We start from the raw sequence: 22,257 nt of genomic DNA, 5'->3' as shown, positions 1-22,257 counted from the left end.
AGGTAGGCTTCGGGCTTCAGATCGTTTTCGCCCTTGATCACGTCTCGCAGGCGCAGGTCGGGGCGGTACTCGTACTTGCCCGGGCGCTCCACGTGGCCGCTCAGCATGACGCCGTTCAGCAGCTTCTTCGAAAGGGCGTAGACCTTGACGATGTCCCCGTCCTGGAGGGCGGTGCCCCGGGCGGCGCCGGGCCTGGTCAGGTCCACGTCGAGGATCTTCTGCGAGGTGTTCTGGCTGAAGCGCTCGATCTGGATCTGCTGGGCGAAGCCCATGGGGGTGAGGTTGCCCGCGAGCTTGAAGACCTCTTCCAGGTTCGTCTTGCCCTTGAGCTCGTAGATCGCGGGCGCCTTGACGTTGCCCGCCACGGCGACCTGGGGGCCGCTGTCCGGGACGAAGATGACGTCGCCGCCCTGCAGGCGCAAATCCTGGCTGCTGCCGCCCTTGAACAGGAAGTCGTACAGGTCGAAGTGCGCGACGACCTTGCCGTTGCGCTTGAGCTGGATGTCGCGCAGGCTTCCCATCTTGGTGGGGCCGCCGCACGCGATGAGCGCGTTGGAGAGGCTGGTTAGCGAGCTGATGGTGTAGCTGCCGGGCTTCTTGACCCGGCCGACCAGGACGACGTTGATGCTGCGCAGCTTGCCCATCCGGATGGAGAGCTGCATGTCCCGCGCGCCGCCCTTGATCTTCTGGGTGAGGACCTGCACCATCCGCGAGTAGCTCATCCCCGCGACGCTCAGCGTCCCGATGTTCGGGTAGAAGACGGTGCCGTCGCGGTTGACCGTGAGGCTGTTGTCGCCGCTGCGGCGGGGGCTCACGGCGCTGACGATGATCTCGTCGCCGGGCACGATGACGTAGTCGCTCGGGACGGGCATGTCGTCCACCGGAGCGAAGGTCGAGGGCGCCCCCCGGAAGAGGTCGTGGCCGTAGTGGGTCAGCTGGAGCGAGATCGCCTCGGGCGGGCGCTGGCGCAGCTCCTGCTCGAAGCTGGAGAGCTCCTCCGCCTCGGGGGCGGGCTGCGCCGAGGCGGCCACGGCGGGCTCGTCGACGGGCTTGTCCTGGCTGGGGTCGAGGGTCCTGGTCTGCGACGAGGCGGGGGCTGCGCCAGCGCCCTTCTGCTGCATGCGCTGCTGCACCAGCTGCTGCTGCTCGGGGCTCAGCTGCTTGAAGGCGTCGGGCGAGATGTGGATGTTAGGGCTCGCGGCTGGGGCGTCGCTGGGGCCGGGGGTTGGGCTCGCCATCGGGGCGCTGGGCAAGCTGAACTCGGCGGCCACGACGGTGGCGGGCGAGGCGAGCAGGAAGGTGGCCGCTGTCAGGGCGCTGAACCAGGGATTGGGGCGTCTCACGAAGGGTGAATTCCTCTCGGGCATACGACTCGGCCGGGCTCTCAGCAAGGTGCTGACGTTTGCATACCCGCGCCGCCTTTTGCGATAAACCCCTGAATCCCCGGTAAATATAGGCTTCCGGGGGTTATCCGGGGCGCTGTGGCGCTGGTAACGCTATTGCGTCCGATCGTACCATATGAGGCCCTGGCGTGCCTTCAATCCGAGGCTTTTCAGGCCCTACCCCTCCGCCGCTCTGGGTTGATTTTCTCCGCCGGCCCTTCGCGCTCCCCCCGGGAGAGGGGGCCATGGGTGAACGAAAACAGGGGAGCCGACCCTTGTCCCTCCTCGCTCGCGCCGCAGCGCATCTAAGCCGAAGGCGTAATGGGGGGACTACAGGGGGGTGATCGCCGGCGAAGCCCTGGCGTTCCTCAAAGAAGGCACCGCCTACGGCGATTGAATCCCCACACCCCCAGCCCCGACCCACCCGGGGGCGGGGAGAGGGCAAGCGAGCCTTGGCGCCCTACTTTGCGCCCACCCACTCCCTGGTTCGCGCTTGCATTTTGTGTATTTTTTGTGTATGGTTAGCCCGTCAACTGCGAGGAGGTCGCATCGATGGGCAAGGTCTTCAGCAGCCGTGAAATCATCCAGCGCCTTGAGGCTGACGGCTGGTACCTGTCCAAGGTCCGTGGCGATCACCACCAGTACAAGCACGACACCAGGCCCGGCAAGGTGACCGTCCAGCATCCCAAGAAAGACCTCTACGGGAGCACGCTGGACAGCATCTTCAAACAGGCCGGTTGGAAGTAAGGAGGCCGCCCATGGCTGTTTACGTTGCGCTCCTCGAACGCACGCCGCTGGATACCTGGGGTGTCTGGTTTCCCGACCTTGTTGGCTGCACGTCCGGAGGGAAAACCCCGGACGATGCGATCCAGAATGCTCACCAGGCCCTGCGCCTGCACCTCGAGGGGATGATGGAGGATGGCGACCCCATCCCTGCCCCGTCTGAGATCGAGGCGATCGCGAACAACCCCGAGTACGCCAAGCAGATCCCCTTCCTGGTGAGGATTGAGATCGAGAAGTCTGAGCCCGTGCGGCTCAACATCTCGCTGGATAAGCGCCTGGTTATCCAGATCGACGAGGCCGCCGCGCGCCTCGGCAAGACCCGCTCGGCCTTCCTCGCGGATGCCGCTCGAGCGGAGCTACGCAAGGCATAGCCTCAGCAGCAACAGCCAACGGATCCGCTTGTCGGTATAGTGGACCCCTCAGTGTTCAGCTCTTCGGTGATCCGAGCCTGTCCGTCGCCATGGGTATTGGCCTCGACGGTCGCTAGATCCTCACCACAAACCCGCCCTCACGCCCTCCTCGAAGAAGGCAGCGCCTACGGCGATTGAATCCCCCCACCCCCAGCCCCGCCCCACCCGGGGGCGGGGAGAGGGAAAGCGAGTGTCGGCGCCCTACTTTGCGCTCACCCAGAGGGCGATGGGCCACCTTGATAGTTTCCGCTCCTGCGATGTAGGGTGATGCGATGCGCGTATGTGGTGCTTGTTTGATGTGTCTGGGACTGCTCGCCGCGGGCGGGCCCGTCGACGCGGCGTCGCTCAACCTGGGCGGGGGGACCGGCCTCATCAAGACGCCGACGGCCCTGACCCTCGAGGAGGGCGAGTTCGCGCTCGGCTTCAGCTGGATCGGAGGGCCACGGGGCTACCTCTACCAGCCCAAGACCAACCGGCATTACTTCGCCGCCTTGGCCCTGCTGCCGGGCCTCGAGATGACGCTCGACCAGCTCCAGGTGGTGGGCTGGTACCCGGGGGATGCGCCGGGGGTGGCCTACGGCTTTCACCGGATGTGGAACGTGAAGTACCAACTGCCGCTGCCCGCGAGCTGGCCTCGGGTGGCCGTGGGCGCCCAGGATCCCCTCGGGGCCAACTTCCTGGCCCGGGGTAGCATCGGCAAGACCGACTACGGCCTGAATACCTTCTACGGGGTCGCCACCCAGCCGCTCGGGCCCGTGTCCCTGCACCTGGGCTACGGGGACAGCCCGCGCTTCATCAAGGGCGTGTTCGGCGGGGCCGACTGGGAGGTCGGTGGCGGCCTCAACCTCAGGATCGAGCACGACAGCCAAGAATGGAACGCCGGGGTGAGCTGGCGCCCGGTCGGATGGCTCACCCTGCAGGCCGCGAAGCTGTGGCCTGACGACTGGGCGTACTCCGGAGTCCTCTCCTGGTCGCTCTGAGTTACCCCTGCTTCCCTTCGCCATGAAGCTAATTTTGTTAGTTACTAATGAAGTAAATGTTTCGTGAGGCTTTCCGCGGAACGCATCGATCGAGTGCCGACCTGATCTATCCTGAATGCAGGGACTCGCCTTCTTGCCCGTAGGGGGATCGGCTCATGATGCGGTTTTTGGTGGTTTGCGCGATGCTCGCGCTCGGGGGATGCGCGCACCTTCAAGAGAAGGCGAGCATCCAGGACATGCAGGTCGCTCGCCCTGGGGAACTGACCCAGGAGCGGGTCAAGGGATTTTTCCTCGGGGGTAACGCGCCCGCAGAGGGCGTTTACCGCAACATCACGAGCGCGCCCGACGCGGTGAGCGCCGAGCTCTGGAGCGCGTATCCCCCCATGGGGCAACGCCTGGCCATCGTGCGCGTCGCGCTGGGAAAGCCGGGTGACGCTCGCCAGCTGGGCCTTCACTACGAGCCCGAGATGAGCGGGGCGGAGCGCCACATGGAGACGATCCGGCGCGGCCTGGAGGCTTACCTGGCCGAGTAGGGCTCGGAGCGATTGCGATCACCCCCCTGCTGTCCCCCCTGAATGGGGGGACATGCTGCTTTTGAGATCTGCTATAATGTCCAAGTTTGCCTGTCCATGCCGCTTACGGGAGTTAGAGAAGGGCTAAATGAGTAACATCACCATCGTCGGATCGGTCGCGCTGGATTCCGTCCGGACCCCCCGTGGAGAAGTGATCGAGGCGCTCGGCGGTTCCGCCACCCACGCCTCCATGTCGGCGAGCTTCTTCTCGCCCGTCAACCTCGTGGGCGTCGTCGGCACCGACTTCCCCGAGGAGCACGTCGAGCTCTTCCGCAGCCGCCGCGTCAACGTCGAGGGCCTGCAGCGGGTCGAGGGCAAGACCTTCCGCTGGAAGGGCTTCTACGACGAGGACCTCAACACGGCCCACACCCTCATGACGGACCTCAACGTCTTCGCCGACTTCCAGCCCAAGCTCCCCCAGAACTACGCGCAGAGCGAGTACCTCTTTTTGGGCAACATCGACCCCGAGCTCCAGAGCCTGGTGCTCGACCAGATGGAGCGCCCCAAGCTCGTGGTGTGCGACACCATGAACTTCTGGATCACAAGCAAGCGCGCGGCGCTGGTCGAGACCCTCAAGCGGGTCGACATCGCCCTGCTCAACGAGGGCGAGGCTCGCCAGCTCTGCGAGACCAACAACCTCCTCAAGGCTGCCAAGCGCGTCCTCGAGCTCGGCCCCAAGGCCGTCATCATCAAGAAGGGCGAGGATGGCGCCATGCTCGTCCAGGACAACGGCCACATCTTCATCTCGCCCACCTACCCCATCGAGGAGGTCTCGGACCCCACCGGCGCCGGCGACAGCTTCGCGGGCGGCTTCCTCGGGTACCTGGCCTACACCGACGACCTCTCGAACGAGAACCTGCGCCGCGCCATCATCCTGGGCAGCGTCATGGCGTCGTACAACGTCGAGGAGTTCAGCTGCGACAGGCTGCGCTCCGTGACCCACGAGGAGATCCTCAAGCGCTACAACGTCCTGCGCAAGATGAGCGGCTTCGAGAAGCTGGGCGACACCTTCGTCCCGACCGTGGTCGCGTAGCCTTTTTCGACTTCGGCGCGAGCGGCCCCTGGATTTCCAGGGGCCGCTCGCGCTTTAAGTTCTTGGGTTCAAGGCCGTGCCCAGCGTGGCGAGATCGTGTTCGAAGGCGGGCAGGTAGCCTTCGCCCGGATAACGTTGCGGATCTGCAGGGTGCCACTTTATCCCAGCGTTGGCGATGAGCGGAGCCGCCTGTTCCATTAGCTGTCGTGCTCTCGACGAGCGGATATAAGGGGATTCGCTCTCGCGCTGCGGCGCGTGGATCCAGCGCCAGATCGTGGCCAGCCCCGCGAACGCGGCAGGCCAGTCGATCCAGCGAGGAATCCGTGATTCATCGAGTTCGAGCCAGGTCTGCCATCTTTCCACATCCAGTCTCCACATGAGCTCCTTTTTGTTTCGGGGGTGCTTGATGCAGATCCCGGCAGCGCTCAGACCTTCAAGCGCTTGCTGCACATTGGGGCGGCTCAATGCGATCGCCTCGGCGATTTCAACCGTGGTCCCGCCCTGATCCCCGCGCAACAGCAGGTATCGTATCGCCTCCGAGCGGCTGCCCGGTCCGAAAATCGCACGAAGCCGGAACGGCATGTTGAAAGGGGCAAGCAGATCGAGTTCGCGACTCTTGCGGCTGCGGCGAAAGGGCGGACGGACGAGCCCGAAGCGCAAGAAGATCGGCTCGCTCTCGCCGAAGGCGGCCGCTTCGGTCAGCTCCCCTTCGAACAGGGGCGTCGGCCCGGTGCTGTCCAGCGTGCTTTGCGTCTCGCGCGATCGCCTCGAAATAGCTGGCAAGGTGCGCGCGAGCGCCGCTTCGATGACGGGGCGGGGGGCATCCGGATCGCGCGCGAGCAGGTTCTCGACGCGCTGACGCAGCAAGCTGCGGCCATTGGCGGTGAGCCAGTCGAGGATTTCGTCGAACATCCGAGGATCCCGGCGAGCGGCTTCGAGGCTGAATACCAGGAGGGCCTCCGGATCCTGGCACCAGACGTCTTCGTGTGCGAAGGGCGCGGAGAGCCCCATCTGGCCCCACTGCCGCCAGATGAACGAAAGGACCTCCTCTCGGAACGCCTTAGCCGATGCGTGCAGCGACATCAGGGGCTCCGAGGGTAGCGAGGGCACCGCGAATATCGATCAGGAAGGCGTCTGAATCGTCGTGGGTTCTGACCCAGTTGGCGGCCGTTTCCAGTTCTTCGTGGGTCGGCTCGAGGGCGAGGAGATCTTGGCGGTGTCGAGGCGCCTGGCTATCTGCGTAGGCGTAAAGCTTAAGACAGATGAGATCCGGTCTCGCCAGGAAATGGACGGTCAGACATGCTCCGAACCGTCGCTCTATCAGGCGAGACTCAGCGCCCTCGGGCAGCCCCCAGCGCAAGAGATCGGCCGGTCCATCGTTGAGCCAGTCCGGCGAGATGCCGAAATCCTTCGCGACCAGAGCGCTGGCCTTCAGCACATATGCGGGCAGGGGCTTGGCCATGAGGAACTCTGGCTCTCCCTTGCCGGGCAGGTTCAAGAGCGCGACGACGTCGACGTCCTTGGTGGGGCGCGCGGCGAAACCGAGGAAGTTCATCGCGGTGCCCCCGCAAACCACGAGGTCGACGGGGCAGGCATCTGCTGCGGCGAGTTGCTCGCTTAGCGCTTCCAGCAGGGTTTCAATCGTCTGAGCGGATAGGCTCACAGATCCCCCCTTCAGTGAGTATCTTCAAGGTTCTATTTGAGTATGATAATAGTACTCATTGAGTATGGTGACAATACTCAATCTTGACGCCGGGCAACTGAGGCGATCTTCAAGCGTTACAACGTCTTGCACGGGATGAGCGGCTTCGAGAAGTTGGGCGACACCTTCGTCCCGACCGTGGTCGCGTAAAATCAAGAAAGGCCGCTTGCATCGCAAGCGGCCTTTCAAAGTCTAGGGGGCGGCTTTCTTCGGCCGGCCGCCCTTTTTGCCGTTCTCGCGGGCGGCGCTTCGCTTGGCCTCGGAGGTGGCACGGCCCCCCAAGCGCGCGTTCTCGGAGCGGAGGCGGGCCATCCAGGTCTCGCCGCCAAACACGCCGGCAAGCAGCCAATCTACCGTGAACCCCGTGTCCAACTGCCTCTCATCCTAAGTGGATGGGTTTTTCAACTGCTCGCGTCAGTGATTCGACCGTGTGGCGGATGCCCTCGTTGAAGGGCATCTCGGGGCGGTAGGAGAGCAGGCGGGTGATCTTCTCGATGTTCGCGCCCGAGTGCTGGATGTCGCCCTCGCGGGGCGGCCCGAAGCGAGGCGAAAGGTCGAGGCCCATGGCCCTCGCGATCGCCTCGTAGGCCTCGAGCACGCTCGTCCGGATGCCGGTCCCCACGTTGAAGACCTCGCCCGAGAGGCTCGAAGGCGCCTCGAGGGCGCGCTGGTTGGCCTGGGCGATGTCGCCCACGTAGACGAAGTCGCGGGTCTGCGAGCCGTCCCCGAAGATGGTCGGGGCCTGGCCGCCCTTGAGGGCGTCGATGAAGATCGAGAGCACGCCCGAGTAAGGCGACTTGGGGTCCTGGCGGGGGCCGAAGATGTTGAAGTAGCGCAGCCCGATGGTCTGGATCCCGAAGAGCCTGGCGTACACGCCGGCGTCTATCTCGTTGGCGTACTTCTGAGCGGCGTAGGGCGAGAGCGCCTCGCAGGGCTGCGTCTCGCTCAGCGGCGGCGCCTGGTCGCCGTAGACCGCGGCCGAGCTCGCGTACACGACCTTGTTCACCCCGTGGCGGCGGCAGGCCTCCAGCACGTGCAGCGTGCCCCCGGCGTTGGTCTCATGGCTGCCGAGGGGATCCGCCACCGAGAGGGGCACCGACACGACCGCGGCCAGGTGGAGTACCGCGTCGAAGCCGCCGGACAGGACGCGGCTCACCGCCTCGTGGTCGCGCACGTCCCCTTCGATGAGCGGGACCTCGAGGCCCGAGAGGTTCTCGCGCTTGCCGGTCGAGAGGTTGTCGAAGACCACCACCTCGTGGCCCGCCCGGACGAGCCGCTCGGCGGAGTGAGAGCCGACGAAGCCCGCTCCGCCGGTGATGAGGATTCGAAGCGATGACATGCGCGCGCCTCCTTTTTCGGTCGTTCGTGGCAGCCCCCCAGTTTACCACGCGAGCAGGTGCCGACTGATATAATGGAGGCTTCGCTTGGAAGGAGACCGACCATGAAAGTCATGAAGATAGAGCCGACCCCCAACCCCAACGCCGTGAAGATGACGCTCGACGGCAAGGTGATCGAGATGGGGTCGCGATCGTTCGAGAGCGCGAGCGAGGCCGAGGGCCATTCGCTGGCGAAGTCCCTGTTCCGGATGCCCGAGATCAAGGCGGTGTTCTTCATGCCGACCTTCGTGACCGTGACCAAGGACCCCGAGGCCGAGTGGGGGCCTCTGGCCGAGCAGGTCAAGGGCGCCATCGAGGCCTACGCTCCGGAAGCGGCGGCCCCCGTGCAGGTCGCGGCGCCGACCTCCCCCGAGGATGCGATGCTTCGCAAGATCGAGGAGGTCATGGACACCCGCGTTCGGCCGGCGCTCGCGGGCGACGGCGGCGGCCTCGAGATCGTGGGTTACGAGAACTACGTCCTGACCATCCGCTACCAGGGCGCCTGCGGGACCTGCCCCAGCTCCATCTCGGGGACCCTGCGCGCCATCGAGCACATGCTGCGGGTGGACGTGGACCCGGCCCTGAGCGTCGTTTCGGCGCAGTAGCTTGCTTGAATGAAGGGGGCCAGGCTCAGCCTGGCCCCCCTTCATTTTATCCCCAGCTTTCGATGCTCTCCTTGAGCACGGCGGCGGCGCCCGATTCGATGGGGTCGCCGTGGGAGCAGAGCAGCGCGTCGAGCTCCAGCGCCAGGAGCCCGCGGACCTGCTTGAGGGCCTCGCGGGTGTTGCCGCCCCGGTAGTGCTTCTTGTACTGCAGGCGGCCTTTTTTGCGCCCGAGAAAGAGCCCCCGGATGATCCAGGGCAGCCGGTCGTAGTCCATGTTCATGACGGCGTCGCCGATGAAGGCGAAGCGGTGGCCCCCCACGGTGCCGTGGAGGGCATGCTCGCCGTAGCCGACCGCCGGCAGGGAGAGGGCCTTGAGACCGGCGGGCAGCGCGGTTTTCTCGTCGTACTCGACATCCACTCGCTTGATGTCGCCCCCCTTGCCCTTGGGGATCCAGACCTTGGCGCCGTAGCGCGCGGCGAGCCTGTCCACGGCGCGATCGTGGTCGCGGAAGGTGACCAGGATGTGCTGGGGACGGCCGAAGGCGACGAGCTCGGCCTCGTGCTCGCCGGGGTCGGGCGGGTCGATCCAGGCGATCGTGCCGTCGTCGGCCTTGAGGGCGTAGCCTCGGAAGGCGAAGCCGGCGGGGGCGTCGCTGGTCCAGGTGAGGATGCGGTTGTCGAGAAGGGCTTCAGGCATATTAAGGAACTTATTGAGATCCCCCCACCCCCAGCCCCGCCCCACCGGGGGGCGGGGAGAAGAGGGGGGGCGAGATTGGGCTAGGCGTGGGCGGGGGCGAGGAAGTCCTGCGTGAGGCGCCGGGCGTACTGGGCGACCTTGGCCTCGACCTCGCGGGGGTCGTCGGATTGGACGAGGACGCCCGCGTGATAGGGCTTGGGCTCGAGGGGCCGGACGCCGGGGGCGGCGTAGCTGGAGACGTTGGGGTGCTCGATGGTGGTCATGCAGATGGCCACCCCGGCGTAGCCCTGCCTGGGCTCGGGCATGCGGTAGGGCTCCCGGTGCTGGGCGACCTCGATCTTGGCCCACTCCTTCCAGAGGTTCAGGCCGCTCGCGGCTTCGACCATGTCCTCGATCATGCCGGCGCCGACCCGGGCGCTGGCCTCGAGGAAGTAGAAGCGACCGTCCGCCGCGCTCTTGATGTACTCGATGTGCGTGACGCCCTCGTGCAGGCCGAGCCCCTCGATGACCTGGCGGTTGATCGCCTGGAGGGCCACCTCGTCGGGGGTGCCGCGCTCGAGGCCGCGGGTGGTGTAGACCCCGCCCACGGTGTGAAGCTCGAGGATGGGGGTGCCGTAGCGGTGGGCGACCGCGAACAGGACCTGGCGCCCATCGACGATCGAGTCCACGTGGAAGACCTCGCCCGGCAGGAACTGCTCGAGCAGGTGGTTCGACTGCTGGTCGCCCATGGTGTCGAGGAGGCGCCAGAGGGTCTCGGGGTCGTCGATCTTCTTGATGCCGAGCGACGAGGCCCCGGTGCGGGGCTTGAGGACCCAGGGACCCTGCACGCGCTGCATGAACTCGCCGACGGCCTGGTAGTTGAGGACGTGGACGAACTCCGGCACGGGGATGCCCAGGAACCGGGCGCGCTTGCGCATGGCGAGCTTGTCGCGGAAGTAGTGGGAGGTGCTGAGGCCCATGCCGGGCAGGCGCAGGTGCTCGCGCAGCGCCGAGGCGATCTCGATGTCGTACTCGCCCAGGCCCACGATGCGGTCGATCTGCTCGTGGCGCGCGACGTAGCTGACGGTGTTGCGGACGTCGACGGGATCGAAGATGTCCTTGACGGCGTAGAGCTCGTCGATGAGGTCGCGCGGCCAGTCGTAGCCGAGGGCCTTGGCGTTGGTCAGGACCAGGATGCGGCAGCCCAGCTCCTTGGCTTGCCTGAGGAAGGGCTCGGCGTACAGGCCCTTGGTGGCGGCCATGACGCAGAGGAAGGTGAGGGGATGGTTCGACATGCGCTCCGTCTCCTATGATGCCGTCACAAAACTTTAGCTTCCAATTGTCGCTCGTTTCGAACGGAAAAGCAAACGCAGGCGGAGCCGAAACTCCGCCTGCGCTTCGAAACGCCCGGTTACGAGCGGACCAGGGGCTTGTACTTGATGCGCTTGGGCTGGGCGGCGTCGGCGCCGAGGCGGCGCTTCTTGTCCGCCTCGTACTCCTCGTAGTTGCCCGCGAAGAAGACCACCTGGCTGTCGCCCTCGAAGGCGAGGATGTGGGTGGCGATGCGGTCCAGGAACCAGCGGTCGTGGCTGACGACCACGGCGCAGCCGGCGAAGTTCAGGAGCGCTTCTTCCAGGGCGCGCAGGGTGTTGACGTCCAGGTCGTTGGTCGGCTCGTCCAGCAGCAGGACGTTGGCGCCGCGGCGCAGCAGCTTGGCCATGTGGACGCGGTTGCGCTCGCCGCCCGAGAGCACGCCGACCTTCTTCTGCTGGTCGGAGCCCTTGAAGTTGAAGCTCGCCACGTAGGCGCGCGAGGCGACCTCGCGGGTGCCGACCTTGAGCTTCTCCTCGCCGCCCGAGATCTCCTCCCAGATGCTCTTCTCGGCATCCAGGGAGTCGCGGCTCTGGTCGACGTAGCCCAGCTCGACCGTCTCGCCGACGCGAAGGGAGCCGGTGTCGGGCTGGTCCTGGCCGACGATCATGCGCATGAGGGTGGTCTTGCCGGCGCCGTTGGCCCCGATGACGCCCACGATGCCGCCGGGGGGCAGCTCGAAGTCGAGGTTGTCGAAGAGGAGCTTGTCGCCGTAGGCCTTGGTCAGGCCCTTGGCCTCGACGACCACGTTGCCGAGGCGCTTGGCCGCGGGGATGTGGATCTCCAGGCCCTCGACCCGGTCTGAGCTCTGCTCGGCGACCAGGGCCTCGTAGTTCTGGATGCGGGCCTTGCTCTTGGCCTGGCGGGCGCGGGGGGACTGGCGGATCCACTCCAGCTCGCGCTCGAGGTTCTTGCGGCGGGCGCTCTCCTGCTTCTCTTCGAGGGCGAGGCGCCGCTCCTTCTGCTCGAGCCAGGACGAGTAGTTGCCCTCCCAGGGGATGCCCGCGCCGCGATCGAGCTCGAGGATCCAGCCGGCGACGTTGTCGAGGAAGTAGCGATCGTGGGTGACGGCCACGACGGTGCCCTTGTACTCGGCCAGGTGCTGCTCGAGCCAGGCGACGGACTCGGCGTCCAGGTGGTTGGTGGGCTCGTCCAAGAGGAGCAGGTCGGGAGCCGAGAGCAGCAGGCGGCACAGGGCCACGCGGCGGCGCTCGCCGCCCGATAGCTTGGTGACGTCGGCGTCGCCGTCGGGCACGCGCAGGGCCTCCATGGCGACCTCGATCTGGTTGTCGAGGCTCCAGGCGTCGATGGCGTCGATCTCGTCCTGGACGCGGGCGAACTCGTCGGCGGTCTCGTCCGAGTAGTTGGCCGAGAGCTCCTCGAAGCGCTTCAGCAGGTCCCGGGCGCGGGCCATGCCGTCCTCGACGTTCTCGCGGACGGTCTTGGTGGGGTCGAGGTCGGGCTCCTGCGAGAGGTAACCGACGGTGGCGCCGTCGGCGAGACGGGCCTCGCCCTGGAAGTTGGTGTCGACCCCGGCCATGATGCGCATGAGGGTGGACTTACCGGCACCGTTCATGCCGAGCACGCCGATCTTGGCGCCGGGCAAGAAGGACAGGGTGATGTCCTTGAGCACCTCGCGGTTGTTGGGGGGCACCACCTTGGTGAGGCGGTACATGGTGTAGACGTATTGGTACGCGGCCACGAAAAACCCTCTCTTGCATAGGTCGATGGGGCAATAGGCACCATGATAGCCCGGGTGACGCCATAAGCCAAGTTGAGGCCCAGTAGCGGGCGCTGCTCGGGTGGGGGGTAGTTTCTACGGACTTTCAGCTTCCCTTCACCTACCTCTGGTAGTGTGCCGGAACGGCGGGGTACAAAAGGATTCGACCGTATCGTTTCGGGTTCCGACGAGAGAGCGAGTGAGTCGCCTGTGAGTGCAAAAATCCTGGTTGTCGAGGACGAGCCGAACCTTCGCAAGCTGCTGGAGGTCATCATCGGCAAGGAGGGCTACGAGGTCACCGCCGTGGGCAACGGCGAGGAGGCCTGGGACGCCATCAACCGCAAGACGCCCGACCTGGTGCTGACCGACGTGATGATGGCCAGGATGGACGGCATCGAGCTGTGCCGTCTCATCCGGTCCCAGACGCAGTTCAACCAGGTGCCGATCCTGATGCTGACGGCCAAGGACGAGCAGCTCGACAAGTACCAGGGCTTCCGCGAGGGGGCCGATGATTACCTGACCAAGCCGTTCGATCCCGTCGAGCTGGTCTTCCGCATCCAGGCGCACCTGCGGCGCGCGGTCACCGGCACCCGGCCCGTCGCCGAGGCTCTTCAGATCGGCAACCTGCGCCTCGATCGCCGCAACTACCAGGCGCAGGTGGGCGATCGCGCCATCCAGCTGACCAAGAGCGAGTTCTCGATCCTGGGCCACCTGATGACCCACTCGGACGAGGTGGTCTCGGCCGAGCAGCTGCTGGTCGAGGCGCTGGCGTACCCGCCCAACGTGGGGAACTCGGAGATCGTGCGCACGCACATCCGGAACATCCGCCAGAAGATCGAGGCGGATCCCGGCAACCCGCAGATCATCCTGACGGTGGCGCGGCACGGGTACACGATCAAGAGCGCATAATGAACTTGGATGAGATCCCCCCACCCCCCGAGCACCTAACAAAACCAGGCATGTGTTGAGTTTGGCCGCTGTTAGCGGCTAGATGGAACAGTTTCGTTAGGCCCTCGTCCCCGCCCCACCGGGGGGCGGGGGGTTTATTTTTAGGAGACGTTCATGGGTGTGATGCACTACGACGCCGACGTCGCGCCGCTCACGGGGCGGCGGATCGCCGTGATCGGCTACGGGGCCCAGGGCCATGCCCACGCGCTGAACCTGCGCGACAGCGGCTTCGACGTGCGGGTGGGCCTGTACGAGGGCTCGCCCTCGTGGGCGCGGGCCAAGGCCGCGGGCCTGCGGGTGATGACGGTCGAAGAGGCCTGCGACGAGGCCGACGCGATCGCCGTGATGGTGCCGGACGAGCGCATCCCGGCCCTGTTCGAGGGGGCGATCGCGCCTCGGCTCTCGGCGGGCGACGCTCTTTTCTTTGCCCACGGCTTCGCCGTCCAGTACGGCCAGATCCGGCCCCCCTCGGACGTGGACGTGATCCTGGCGGCTCCCATGGGCCAGGGCAACGCGGTGCGGCGCCTGTTCACCGAGGGCGGCGGAATGCCGTGCCTGGTGGCCGTGCACCAGGACGCGAGTGGTAATGCCATGGCGCTCGCCCTGGCCTACGCCAAGGGCCTGGGCGCCCACCGGGCGGGGATCCTGGAGACGACCTTCAAGGAGGAGACCGAGACGGACCTCTTCGCGGAGCAGGCGGTGCTGGTGGGGGGCGTGAACGCGCTGATCAAGGCCTCGTTCGAGACCCTGGTCGAGGCCGGCTACCAGAGCGAGGTGGCTTACTTCAGTTCCCTGCATGAGCTCAAGGCGGTGATCGACGTGCTGCAGCGCGAGGGGCTCGCGGGCCAGCGCCGGCTCATCTCGAACACGGCCGAGTACGGGGCCGACCGGGTGGGCCCGCGCCTGATCGACGCGCGGGTGAAGCAGGAGATGAGGGCCGTGCTCTCGGAGATCCAGGACGGGAGCTTCGCCCGGGCTTGGATCGCGGAGAGCGCCAATGGGTGCCCCTCGCTCGCGGCCGAGCGGGCGGCCGAGGACGCCCATCCGATCGAGGAGGTCGGCGCGCGCCTGCGGGCGATGATGCCCTGGCTCGCAAGGGTATAGTAGCTGAGAGCGCCCAACAAAACTGTTCCGCCGAGCCGCTCACGGCGGCCAACGGTCGTAACATGCCTGGTTTTTTTAGGCGCTCTTACCCAAGCCTGGAAGGAGCCCTCTCTTGGTCCTGATGATCGACAACTACGACTCGTTCACCTACAACCTCGTGCAGTACCTGGGCGAGCTGGGGGCAGAGGTTTCGGTTCACCGCAACGACGCCCTGACCCTGGAGGCGATCGAGGCGCTTTCGCCCGAGCGGATCGTGATCTCGCCGGGCCCCGGGACGCCGGACGACGCGGGGATCTCGAAGGCGGTGCTCGCGCACTTCGCGGGCAAGGTGCCGATCCTGGGGGTCTGCCTGGGTCACCAGAGCATGGGCGAGGTCTTCGGGGGGCGGGTGATCCGGGCGCCGTACCTGATGCACGGCAAGACGTCCATGATCCATCACGACGGCAAGGGGGTCTTTGCGGGCCTGCCCAATCCCTTCGAGGCGACCCGCTACCACTCGCTGATCGTTTCGCGCGAGGATCTGCCCGCGTGCCTGGAGGTGTCGGCCTGGACCGAGGACGGGCTGATCATGGGGATGAGGCACCGGGACTTGCCGGCGTTCGAGGGGGTTCAGTTCCACCCTGAGTCGATCCTGACGGCGGCGGGCCACGACCTGCTGCGGAATTTCCTCGGATTGAGCGTCCAGGGAACTTGATTTTATCCCCCCACCCCTAGCCCCGCCCCACCAGGGGGCGGGGGATCCCTACCGGAGGCGCGAGTGGCCCATCCCAGGATCCTCATCGAGAACATGCGGCAGGCCGTGGTCGGGCAGGACCGGGCCCTCGAGCTGGTGGTGACGTCGCTCCTGGCCGGAGGGCACGTGCTCCTGGAGGACGTGCCGGGCGTGGGGAAGACCCTGCTCGCCAAGACCCTGGCCCAGTCGATCGCGGGCGTGTTCCGGCGGGTGCAGTTCTCGTCCGATCTGATGCCCTCGGACGTCACGGGGACCAACGTCTTCAACCCGCAGGCGGGCTCCTTTCGCTTCGTGCCGGGCCCGGCCTTCGCGCACGTCCTCTTGGCCGACGAGATCAACCGGGCCTCGCCCCGCGCCCAGGCGAGCCTGCTCGAGGCGATGGAGGAGGGAAGGGTGACGGTGGACGGCGAGTCCCACCCCCTGCCCCGTCCCTTCTTCGTCATTGCGACCCAGAACCCGGTCGAGTTCCACGGCACCTTCCCCTTGCCGGAGGCGCAGCTCGATCGCTTCGCCGTGATGCTGTCGCTGGGCTACCCGTCGCCCGAGGCGGAGCGCGAGCTGCTCTCGGGCCACTGGGCCCGCGCCGAGGAGGCGGAGCTTGCGCCGGTGGTGACGCCGGAGGAGCTGCTGGCCTGGCGCTCGGAGGTGCACGCCGTGAAGGTGGATGCGAGCCTGCGGGATTACATGGTGCGGGTGGCGAACGAGACGCGGAACCACCCGCAGATCCTGCTCGGCCTGAGCCCGCGCGGCAACCTGGTCTGGCAGCGGCTGGCGCAGGCGCATGCCTTCCTCGACGGCCGGGCTTACGTGACGCCGGATGATCTGCGCGTGCTCTCGCGCGCGGTGCTGGGGCACCGGCTGGTGCTCGCGGGCAGGCCCTCGCGGCAGGGGCGGCTGGCGCTCCTGGACGAGCTGCTGGCGGGGGTGCCGGTTCCGGTATAGCGGAACTTGATTGAATCCCCCCACCCCCGACCCCGCCCCACCGGGGGGCGGGGAGGAGGCGTGCGGGGGGGGGAGGTGATTTGACGGGGCGCGCGCTGGTTCTGGTGATGATTGCGGCCGCGACGCTGTTCGCCGCGGTCAACGTCGGCGTGGGCTGGCTGTACGCCCTGGGCTTCCTGTTCGTGGCCTTCGGGGTCGTCGGGTTCGCTCGGGCTGCCTTGAGCCTGCGGGGGCTGCGCGTCACCGTCCGGCTCGCGGAGCGCGCGATCGCTGGGGCAGCCGTCGAGTGCACCGTCCTTCTCTCTCACCCGGGCCGGGGCGACCGGCACTACCTGAGCTTGCTCGCTCGGCCGGTCGGATCGCGCCGCCCCTGGTGGCTCGTCCGGGGTAGCCTGGTGCCCGAGGGGTGGGGCCATGCCCTCGTCGAGACCCTCGCGCCCGGCGATCGCGCCCGGGTGGCGATCCGCTTCCCGACCCCCCGCCGGGGCGCCCATTCCCTGCCCGAGCTGGTGGTGCAGGCGCCCGCCCACGGCATGGGGGCCGTCCACCGCTCCTTTCCGCTGCCCGGCGAGGTCCTCGTGCGGCCTTTCACGGTGGAGCTGCCGTTTCTTTCCTGGTTCCCCGCGGGCCATGCGGTCGAGGGCGACGCGTCGAGCGCCGTCAGCGACCAGGGTTCGGAGCTGACCCGGACGGTGCGCGACTACCGCTCGGGAGACCCCCTGCGAACGGTCCACTGGCGCGCCACGGCCAAGGCGGGCGAGCTTCGGGTCAAGGAGAGCGAGGGTGAGGCCGCGCGCCCAGGCGTGCGGCTCGCGCTGGACCTCTCGGCCCCGGACGCCGAGACGTTCGAGCATGCGATCGCGGTGACGGCCTCGCTCTGCGCCTACGCCCACGAGCGGGGCATCTCCCTGCGCCTGCTCTCGCAGGCCGGAGAGCCGAGCGTGCAGGACCTGGACGGTCAGCTCGACTGGCTGGCCCGCCTCGCGGGGCCGCTGGAGGAGCCCATCGCGCGCGTCCTGGCGCACGAGAAGGCCACGGTCCTGGTGACCTCGAGCGACGCGGGGGGCGAGCTCGCCTCGCTGCGCGTCTACGTGGGGGCCGGCACGCCCCCGGCGCGGGCGATCCCCTGCCCGGTGGGCGGCGATGTGCGCCGGGCGCTCGGAGGCAGCCATGGCGCGTAGGGCGTTCGCCTTGCTGGACCCCACGGACCCGCTGCTGGGCTTGCGCCTGGCGAGCGCGGCCTCGCTTTCGGTGGGCATGCTCGCGCTCTACAGCGTGAACCCGAACGGCTGGTACCTGGCGGGGGTGGCCCTGTGCCTGGCGGGCTGCTGGTTCTCCCACCGCGAGAAGGGCAAGAGCTCGCGCTGGGTGAAGACCGGCCTCGCCGTCGGGATGCTGTACCTGCTGTGGCGCTTCCTTCAGGAGCTGGTCCTGAACCTCCAGGACACCCGCCTGCCTTTGGCGGAGCTGCTCTTGTGGCTGCAGGTGCTCAATGCCTACGACCTGCCGCGCCGGCACAACCTGCGCATCGCCCAGATGGTGGGCGCGATCCTGCTGGTGGCGACGGCGACCCTGAGCCTGGACATGACGTTTGGGATCTTCCTGCTCGCCTACGCGGCCGTGGGGCTGTGGTGGGGGCAGCAGGACATGGCCTCGGAGCTCGGGGTTCGCGCTCCCTTCGCGGGCCATGCGGCGCGCCGGTACTGGCGAGGAGCGCTCGGGGCGGTGATGCTCCTGGGGATGATCCTGTTTTTGGTCGTGCCGCGCAGCGAGGGGGGCTTCATCAAGCAGCTGCCGGTCTCCACCATGATCTCGCTGCCGTCGCACCTGGACCCGCGCGTCAGGAACCCGGCCTACCCGGTGGGCAAGGGCTCGGGCGAGGGGGGGAAGGTCAATCCCCAGGCGTACTACGGCTTCGCCGAGGAGCTGGACCTCAACTACCGGGGACATTTGAGCGACGCGATCGCCCTCAAGGTTCGCTCGCCGCGCCGGCAGTACTGGCGCGGGATGGCCTACGATCGCTATGACGGCAAGAGCTGGCGCATGTTCGCCCCGAACGACGTGTCGACCATGTCGATCGGGAGCCTGCCGTTCGAGCTGGGGGGCGATCGCTATGGCCACGATTCGGGCACCAGCGGCATCGTGACCTTCTTCGTGGCGAAGGATCAGACCAACCTGGTCCTGATGCCGGAGCGTGCGCGCTACCTGTACTTCCCGAGCAGCATCCTGTTCCGGGACGTGAACGGCGCTTTGCGCAGCCCCCTGGCGCTGGAGTCGGACCTGTACTACACGGCGGTGGTCGATCTGGCGGGTTACAGGACCGAGTGGCTGAAAAACGCGCGCCTGCTCAGCTCGCGCGAGGAGCGCCTGCTCGCGCCCTACCTCGAGGTGCCGAAGAGCCTCACGCCGCGCACCAGAGCGCTGGCCCGGCGCGTGGCGGGGGATGCCCCGGATCCCTACACGGCGCTCAAGCGCCTGGAGGGCTACCTGAGGACGAACTACCGCTACAACCTGAACATCCCGCCCTTCCCCGAGGGGGCGGACACGGTGGATTACTTCCTGTTCGAGCAGCCCGGGCGCGAGGCGTACTGCGAGCACTTCGCCACCTCGCTCACCCTGATGGGGCGGGAGCTGGGGATCCCGACGCGCCTGGTCACCGGGTATCTTCCGGGCAACTACAACCCCTTCACCGGGCTCTACGAGGTCAAGACCTCGGACGCGCACGCCTGGGTGGAGGCGTTCTTCCCGGGGGTGGGCTGGGCGGCCTTCGATCCGACGCCGGGCAACGGTGATCCCATGCTGCTCTCGCAGCAGGAGGCGCAGCTGCCGTGGCGCGAGCTGCTGGGATGGCTCAGGGGCGGCCTGGGGGTGGCGATCGCGCTCGGGGCCGCCTTCGCCTCGCTCGGCGCTGTGGTGTGGTGGCTCGGCCGCCCGCGGCCAGGGGCCGAGCTCGCGCCGACCCGGGCTTACCGGCGCTTCGTGGCGCTCGTCGCTCGCGAGGGGATTCCGGTGCGCGAGGGGGACACCCCGGGTGAGGTGCTCTTTCGGCTGCGGCAGGAGCCCGCATGGGAGGCGATCGGGCCCGAGGCCGAGGCCTTCGTGCGGGCCTACGAGGCGGCGCGCTTCGGCGACGCTGACGGCGCGGCGCTCGAAGGGCGCGTGGAGGCGATCGCCTCCCTGCTACGCGATCACCACAAGCGTTCGAGCAGCTCGAACCGGGTATGATGGGGAGCATGAAGCCCTCGTTCGCCCTGATCTCCAGCGCGCTCACGGTCGCCACCCTGCTTTCGGGTTGCGACCTGCTGTTGCTGTCGCCGACCATGCCGGGCCTCGCGCCCGGCCTCGGGCGGCCTTTGACCGGGCGGGTGCTGGATAGCCAGACGGGCCTGCCCATCGGCAAGGCGACGGTCATGGCCGCCTGGAGCGCCACCAACACGGACAACCAGGGCAACTTCAGCCTGTACTGGGACATGACGGGGGGCCGCAGCGTCTCGCTCTCGCGGGCCGGCTACACGTCGGTGACCTACGAGCTCGGCCAGCTGGCGGACGGGGACACCTACTACATCGACCCGATCTTCGCGAGCTCGGGCACTCTGCCCCATCGCACCCTGAACGTGACGGCCCTCCTCCAGACCCACGAGGGAGGTCCCCTGACGGCCAACGGAAACGTTAGCATCAGCGCCGGGATGTCGAGCAATACGAATGTCGAGGGGGCCTTCGCGCTTCCCGTCGATGCGGGCTTTTCCGGCACGATCTTCTCGGGAGTGCTCGCTGGGGGCCAGATCGCGGGTGGCCCGGTGGGCAGCGCCCCCTTCAACTATGAGTCCTTCGGCTATCGCATGATCGACGTGCCCACGGTGCCGGGCAGCTCGACCATGACGGCGACCGCGACGGTGAAGGTGCAGAACCTGCCCTTCCTCGACATGATGGTCCAGTACGACAACCTGGCCTCCGTCAAGGCGCCCACCATCCAGACGGATGTTTCCCTGGACTTCGGCATGCTCGGCGCGGTGCCGATCGCCCGCGGCGTCAGCTCCAACCAGCCCTTGCGCGTGCCCCGGGTCGAGACGGCCAAGTACGTGGTCGCGGCCAAGGCGGAGGGGACGGATGGAACCCTCAGGACGGCCAGCTCCGCGACCGTGACGACCAACGCGTCGGCCAAGGTGTCGCTGCCCCTGCTGGCGCCGCCCAAGGTGACGGCTCCGGCGGCGAGCGAGCCGAATGCGGGTTCCAGCCCGACCTTCTCTTGGAACCCCGTGCCTGACGCGCACAGCTACTACGTGGAGGTGCTGGAGAACACGGGGGCGCCGACGGCCCAGGCCAAGTGGCGGGGCTACACCACGGGCACCAGCATCCGCTACCCGGGTTTCTGGGACAACGACCTGAACGGTGGAATCCTCTTCCCGCAGGCGAGCTACTCGTGGGCGGTGCATGCCCTCAGATCGGATTCGGGCTACGCGCGAAAGGCGAGCGATCTGCGCGCGGACCTGCCCAAGGTCCAGCCGTATCGCCAGCGGCGCTTCGAGTCGGTGACGAGCGGGATGAGGTTCTCGCGATGAGAGCGCGCGTGCTGCTGCTGGCCGGCGCGATGGCCACCCTCGCCGCCTGCCAGCCCGCGGGCCTGTTCCCGGTGGCCGAGCCCACGGGCGATTACGTGCCCGGCCAGCTGCTCGTCCGGTTCCGCCCCGACATCCGGCCCGAGGGGGCCATGGCCGTCTTCCGGGCCATGGGGGCTGCCGAGACCACGGAGCTGATGGACGGCCTGTGGCGCGTCGCGGTCCCCGTGGGCCAGGAGCGCGCCCAGATGGATCGCTATCGCGGGATGCGCTCGGTGGCCTACACCGAGGTCAACCGTCGGCTCTCGACCCAGATGGTGGGAGGCTTCCGGCCCGCGGAGCGCAGCATCCAGGCCGGGCCCCCGTCCGACCCGCTTTACACCGCGAACCCCAGGATCAATGAGGTCGTGCGCGAGGGCCTGCCCGGTCAGTGGGGCCTTGGCGTCTCCAAGGTCCTCGACGCCTGGGATCGCACCCAGGGCAAGGCGGACGTGACGGTCGCCGTGCTGGATACGGGGGCGGACATGTCCCACGAGGACCTGGTGGGCGGGCTCGACAAGGCGAACGCGCGCAACTTCATGGCCGGCGAGGACGTGGCCAACCCTGACGACGACTTCGGCCACGGCACGCACGTGGCGGGGATCATCGCGGCTCGGGCCAACAACGGCCTGGGGATCGCGGGGGTCGCGCCCGGCTGCCGCGTGATGCCCATCCGGGTGCTCGGGGTCGAGGGCGGCACGACGGCGAGCCTGATCCAGGGCCTCAACTGGGCCATCGAGAAGAAGGCCCGCGTGATCAACATGAGCCTGGGGTCCAACCAGTACAGCCGCGCCGAGGAGGACGCCATCAAGCGGGCGCTCGGGGCGGGGATCGTGGTGGTGGCCGCCGCCGGCAACGAGGCCCTGAGCGGCAACCCCCTGAGCTACCCGGGGGCGATCGACGGGGTGATCTCGGTGGCCGCCATCCGGAGGGACAAGGACGCGAACGGCGCCGACGTCTACTCGCGGGCCGAGTTCTCCAACTTCAACCCCTTCGTCACCATCGCGGCCCCGGGGGTGGACATCCTCTCGACCCTGCCGCAGCGCTTCCGCAGCCCCGACAAGGTTTACGACTACCCCTACGGCTACGCGAGCGGCACCTCCATGGCAGCCCCCCTGGTGTCGGGGGTGGTGGCCCTGATGCTCAGCGCCCACCCCGACTGGGGGCCGGCCCAGGTGATGACGGCCTTGCGCAAGAGTGCCATGGACATGGCGCCGGCGGGGCTCGATGCGATGTTCGGAGCGGGACTGATCCAGGCGGGAGGAGCGGTGCAATGACCTTCGCTCGACTTGTGGACCACGACGGGGGGAATAGCCGGTGACGGA

Annotated in this window: 22 protein-coding genes; 14 read left to right on the top strand and 8 right to left on the bottom strand. The window is 67.6% G+C overall.

Features of this window, described 5'->3' with window-relative positions; genetic code table 11:
- On the bottom strand, positions 1–1,343 hold a 1,343-nt coding region (locus V6D00_08215; GenBank protein ID HEY9899151.1), incomplete at its 3' end, for an SLBB domain-containing protein.
- 591 nt (positions 1,344–1,934) lie between these two features.
- Between V6D00_08215 and V6D00_08210 the strand changes: the two genes are divergently transcribed.
- The 5 genes from V6D00_08210 (at position 1,935) to V6D00_08190 (ending at position 5,160) form a co-directional block, all read left to right on the top strand.
- On the top strand, positions 1,935–2,129 hold the full coding sequence (locus V6D00_08210) for a type II toxin-antitoxin system HicA family toxin (protein ID HEY9899150.1): 195 nt from the start codon (positions 1,935–1,937) through the stop codon (positions 2,127–2,129).
- 11 nt (positions 2,130–2,140) lie between these two features.
- Complete coding sequence (locus V6D00_08205) at positions 2,141–2,536, top strand: type II toxin-antitoxin system HicB family antitoxin (GenBank protein HEY9899149.1); 396 nt, start codon at positions 2,141–2,143, stop codon at positions 2,534–2,536.
- 335 nt (positions 2,537–2,871) lie between these two features.
- Positions 2,872–3,555: a YjbH domain-containing protein gene (locus V6D00_08200; GenBank protein HEY9899148.1), complete on the top strand. Its 684-nt coding sequence runs from the start codon at positions 2,872–2,874 to the stop codon at positions 3,553–3,555.
- A gap of 155 nt (positions 3,556–3,710) precedes the next feature.
- Complete coding sequence (locus tag V6D00_08195; GenBank protein ID HEY9899147.1) at positions 3,711–4,088, top strand: hypothetical protein; 378 nt, start codon at positions 3,711–3,713, stop codon at positions 4,086–4,088.
- 127 nt (positions 4,089–4,215) lie between these two features.
- Positions 4,216–5,160, top strand: a complete 945-nt coding sequence (locus tag V6D00_08190; GenBank protein HEY9899146.1) for a PfkB family carbohydrate kinase — start codon at positions 4,216–4,218, stop codon at positions 5,158–5,160.
- 54 nt (positions 5,161–5,214) lie between these two features.
- Here V6D00_08190 and V6D00_08185 read toward each other — a convergent pair whose 3' ends face one another.
- From V6D00_08185 to V6D00_08170, 4 genes are all read right to left on the bottom strand, one after another.
- Positions 5,215–6,243, bottom strand: a complete 1,029-nt coding sequence (locus tag V6D00_08185) for a hypothetical protein (protein HEY9899145.1) — start codon at positions 6,241–6,243, stop codon at positions 5,215–5,217.
- Complete coding sequence (locus V6D00_08180) at positions 6,221–6,823, bottom strand: hypothetical protein (protein ID HEY9899144.1); 603 nt, start codon at positions 6,821–6,823, stop codon at positions 6,221–6,223. The genes V6D00_08185 and V6D00_08180 overlap by 23 nt, the downstream gene beginning before the upstream one ends.
- Before the next feature lie 231 nt (positions 6,824–7,054).
- Entirely contained in the window at positions 7,055–7,234 is a 180-nt protein-coding gene (locus V6D00_08175) for a hypothetical protein (GenBank protein ID HEY9899143.1), read from the bottom strand.
- Positions 7,235–7,241: 7 nt separating this feature from the next.
- Positions 7,242–8,201 carry an NAD-dependent epimerase/dehydratase family protein gene (locus tag V6D00_08170; GenBank protein HEY9899142.1) on the bottom strand — a complete coding sequence of 320 codons (960 nt, stop codon included), beginning with the start codon at positions 8,199–8,201 and terminating at the stop codon, positions 7,242–7,244.
- A 102-nt stretch (positions 8,202–8,303) separates the two neighbouring features.
- Between V6D00_08170 and V6D00_08165 the strand changes: the two genes are divergently transcribed.
- A complete protein-coding gene (locus V6D00_08165) occupies positions 8,304–8,843 on the top strand; it encodes a NifU family protein (protein ID HEY9899141.1) in 540 nt (179 codons plus the stop codon).
- Positions 8,844–8,889: 46 nt separating this feature from the next.
- Here V6D00_08165 and V6D00_08160 read toward each other — a convergent pair whose 3' ends face one another.
- The 3 genes from V6D00_08160 to ettA all read right to left on the bottom strand — a co-directional run bounded on the left by V6D00_08160 (position 8,890) and on the right by ettA (position 12,592).
- On the bottom strand, positions 8,890–9,540 hold the full coding sequence (locus tag V6D00_08160; protein ID HEY9899140.1) for a hypothetical protein: 651 nt from the start codon (positions 9,538–9,540) through the stop codon (positions 8,890–8,892).
- 80 nt (positions 9,541–9,620) lie between these two features.
- A complete protein-coding gene (locus V6D00_08155; GenBank protein ID HEY9899139.1) occupies positions 9,621–10,814 on the bottom strand; it encodes an ATP-grasp domain-containing protein in 1,194 nt (397 codons plus the stop codon).
- 116 nt (positions 10,815–10,930) lie between these two features.
- The gene (gene ettA / locus V6D00_08150) at positions 10,931–12,592 is read right to left on the bottom strand and encodes an energy-dependent translational throttle protein EttA (protein ID HEY9899138.1); all 1,662 of its coding nucleotides are present in this window, start codon (positions 12,590–12,592) and stop codon (positions 10,931–10,933) included.
- Between the two features lie 228 nt (positions 12,593–12,820).
- Between ettA and V6D00_08145 the strand changes: the two genes are divergently transcribed.
- From V6D00_08145 to V6D00_08110, 8 genes are all read left to right on the top strand, one after another.
- Positions 12,821–13,519: a response regulator transcription factor gene (locus tag V6D00_08145; GenBank protein HEY9899137.1), complete on the top strand. Its 699-nt coding sequence runs from the start codon at positions 12,821–12,823 to the stop codon at positions 13,517–13,519.
- A 153-nt stretch (positions 13,520–13,672) separates the two neighbouring features.
- Positions 13,673–14,662: a ketol-acid reductoisomerase gene (gene ilvC, locus V6D00_08140; protein HEY9899136.1), complete on the top strand. Its 990-nt coding sequence runs from the start codon at positions 13,673–13,675 to the stop codon at positions 14,660–14,662.
- A 121-nt stretch (positions 14,663–14,783) separates the two neighbouring features.
- The gene (locus tag V6D00_08135; protein ID HEY9899135.1) at positions 14,784–15,356 is read left to right on the top strand and encodes an aminodeoxychorismate/anthranilate synthase component II; all 573 of its coding nucleotides are present in this window, start codon (positions 14,784–14,786) and stop codon (positions 15,354–15,356) included.
- A 63-nt stretch (positions 15,357–15,419) separates the two neighbouring features.
- On the top strand, positions 15,420–16,337 hold the full coding sequence (locus V6D00_08130) for a MoxR family ATPase (GenBank protein HEY9899134.1): 918 nt from the start codon (positions 15,420–15,422) through the stop codon (positions 16,335–16,337).
- A gap of 80 nt (positions 16,338–16,417) precedes the next feature.
- Positions 16,418–17,518, top strand: a complete 1,101-nt coding sequence (locus V6D00_08125; protein ID HEY9899133.1) for a DUF58 domain-containing protein — start codon at positions 16,418–16,420, stop codon at positions 17,516–17,518.
- The gene (locus V6D00_08120) at positions 17,508–19,562 is read left to right on the top strand and encodes a transglutaminaseTgpA domain-containing protein (protein ID HEY9899132.1); all 2,055 of its coding nucleotides are present in this window, start codon (positions 17,508–17,510) and stop codon (positions 19,560–19,562) included. Before V6D00_08125 ends, V6D00_08120 begins: the two co-directional genes overlap by 11 nt.
- Before the next feature lie 8 nt (positions 19,563–19,570).
- Complete coding sequence (locus V6D00_08115; protein HEY9899131.1) at positions 19,571–20,896, top strand: carboxypeptidase-like regulatory domain-containing protein; 1,326 nt, start codon at positions 19,571–19,573, stop codon at positions 20,894–20,896.
- Positions 20,893–22,209, top strand: coding sequence for a S8 family serine peptidase (locus V6D00_08110; protein HEY9899130.1), 1,317 nt, complete (start codon positions 20,893–20,895; stop codon positions 22,207–22,209). The genes V6D00_08115 and V6D00_08110 overlap by 4 nt, the downstream gene beginning before the upstream one ends.
- The last annotated feature ends 48 nt before the right edge of the window (positions 22,210–22,257 follow it).

This window comes from Pantanalinema sp. (genome assembly GCA_036704125.1).
In the GTDB taxonomy this organism is placed as follows: Bacteria; Cyanobacteriota; Sericytochromatia; order S15B-MN24; family UBA4093; genus JAGIBK01.
Note: the sequence above shows the minus strand (reverse complement) of the source record. Positions and strands in the feature narration are given on the sequence as shown.

Coding starts and splice junctions, on each gene's coding strand:
- V6D00_08210 (HEY9899150.1), top strand. CDS start 1,935: ATGGGCAAGGTCTTCAGCAGCCGTGAAATCATCCAGCGCCTTGAGGCT.
- V6D00_08205 (HEY9899149.1), top strand. CDS start 2,141: ATGGCTGTTTACGTTGCGCTCCTCGAACGCACGCCGCTGGATACCTGG.
- V6D00_08200 (HEY9899148.1), top strand. CDS start 2,872: ATGTGTCTGGGACTGCTCGCCGCGGGCGGGCCCGTCGACGCGGCGTCG.
- V6D00_08195 (HEY9899147.1), top strand. CDS start 3,711: ATGATGCGGTTTTTGGTGGTTTGCGCGATGCTCGCGCTCGGGGGATGC.
- V6D00_08190 (HEY9899146.1), top strand. CDS start 4,216: ATGAGTAACATCACCATCGTCGGATCGGTCGCGCTGGATTCCGTCCGG.
- V6D00_08185 (HEY9899145.1), bottom strand. CDS start 6,243: ATGTCGCTGCACGCATCGGCTAAGGCGTTCCGAGAGGAGGTCCTTTCG.
- V6D00_08170 (HEY9899142.1), bottom strand. CDS start 8,201: ATGTCATCGCTTCGAATCCTCATCACCGGCGGAGCGGGCTTCGTCGGC.
- V6D00_08165 (HEY9899141.1), top strand. CDS start 8,304: ATGAAAGTCATGAAGATAGAGCCGACCCCCAACCCCAACGCCGTGAAG.
- V6D00_08160 (HEY9899140.1), bottom strand. CDS start 9,540: ATGCCTGAAGCCCTTCTCGACAACCGCATCCTCACCTGGACCAGCGAC.
- V6D00_08155 (HEY9899139.1), bottom strand. CDS start 10,814: ATGTCGAACCATCCCCTCACCTTCCTCTGCGTCATGGCCGCCACCAAG.
- ilvC (HEY9899136.1), top strand. CDS start 13,673: ATGGGTGTGATGCACTACGACGCCGACGTCGCGCCGCTCACGGGGCGG.
- V6D00_08135 (HEY9899135.1), top strand. CDS start 14,784: ATGATCGACAACTACGACTCGTTCACCTACAACCTCGTGCAGTACCTG.
- V6D00_08120 (HEY9899132.1), top strand. CDS start 17,508: ATGGCGCGTAGGGCGTTCGCCTTGCTGGACCCCACGGACCCGCTGCTG.
- V6D00_08115 (HEY9899131.1), top strand. CDS start 19,571: ATGAAGCCCTCGTTCGCCCTGATCTCCAGCGCGCTCACGGTCGCCACC.
- V6D00_08110 (HEY9899130.1), top strand. CDS start 20,893: ATGAGAGCGCGCGTGCTGCTGCTGGCCGGCGCGATGGCCACCCTCGCC.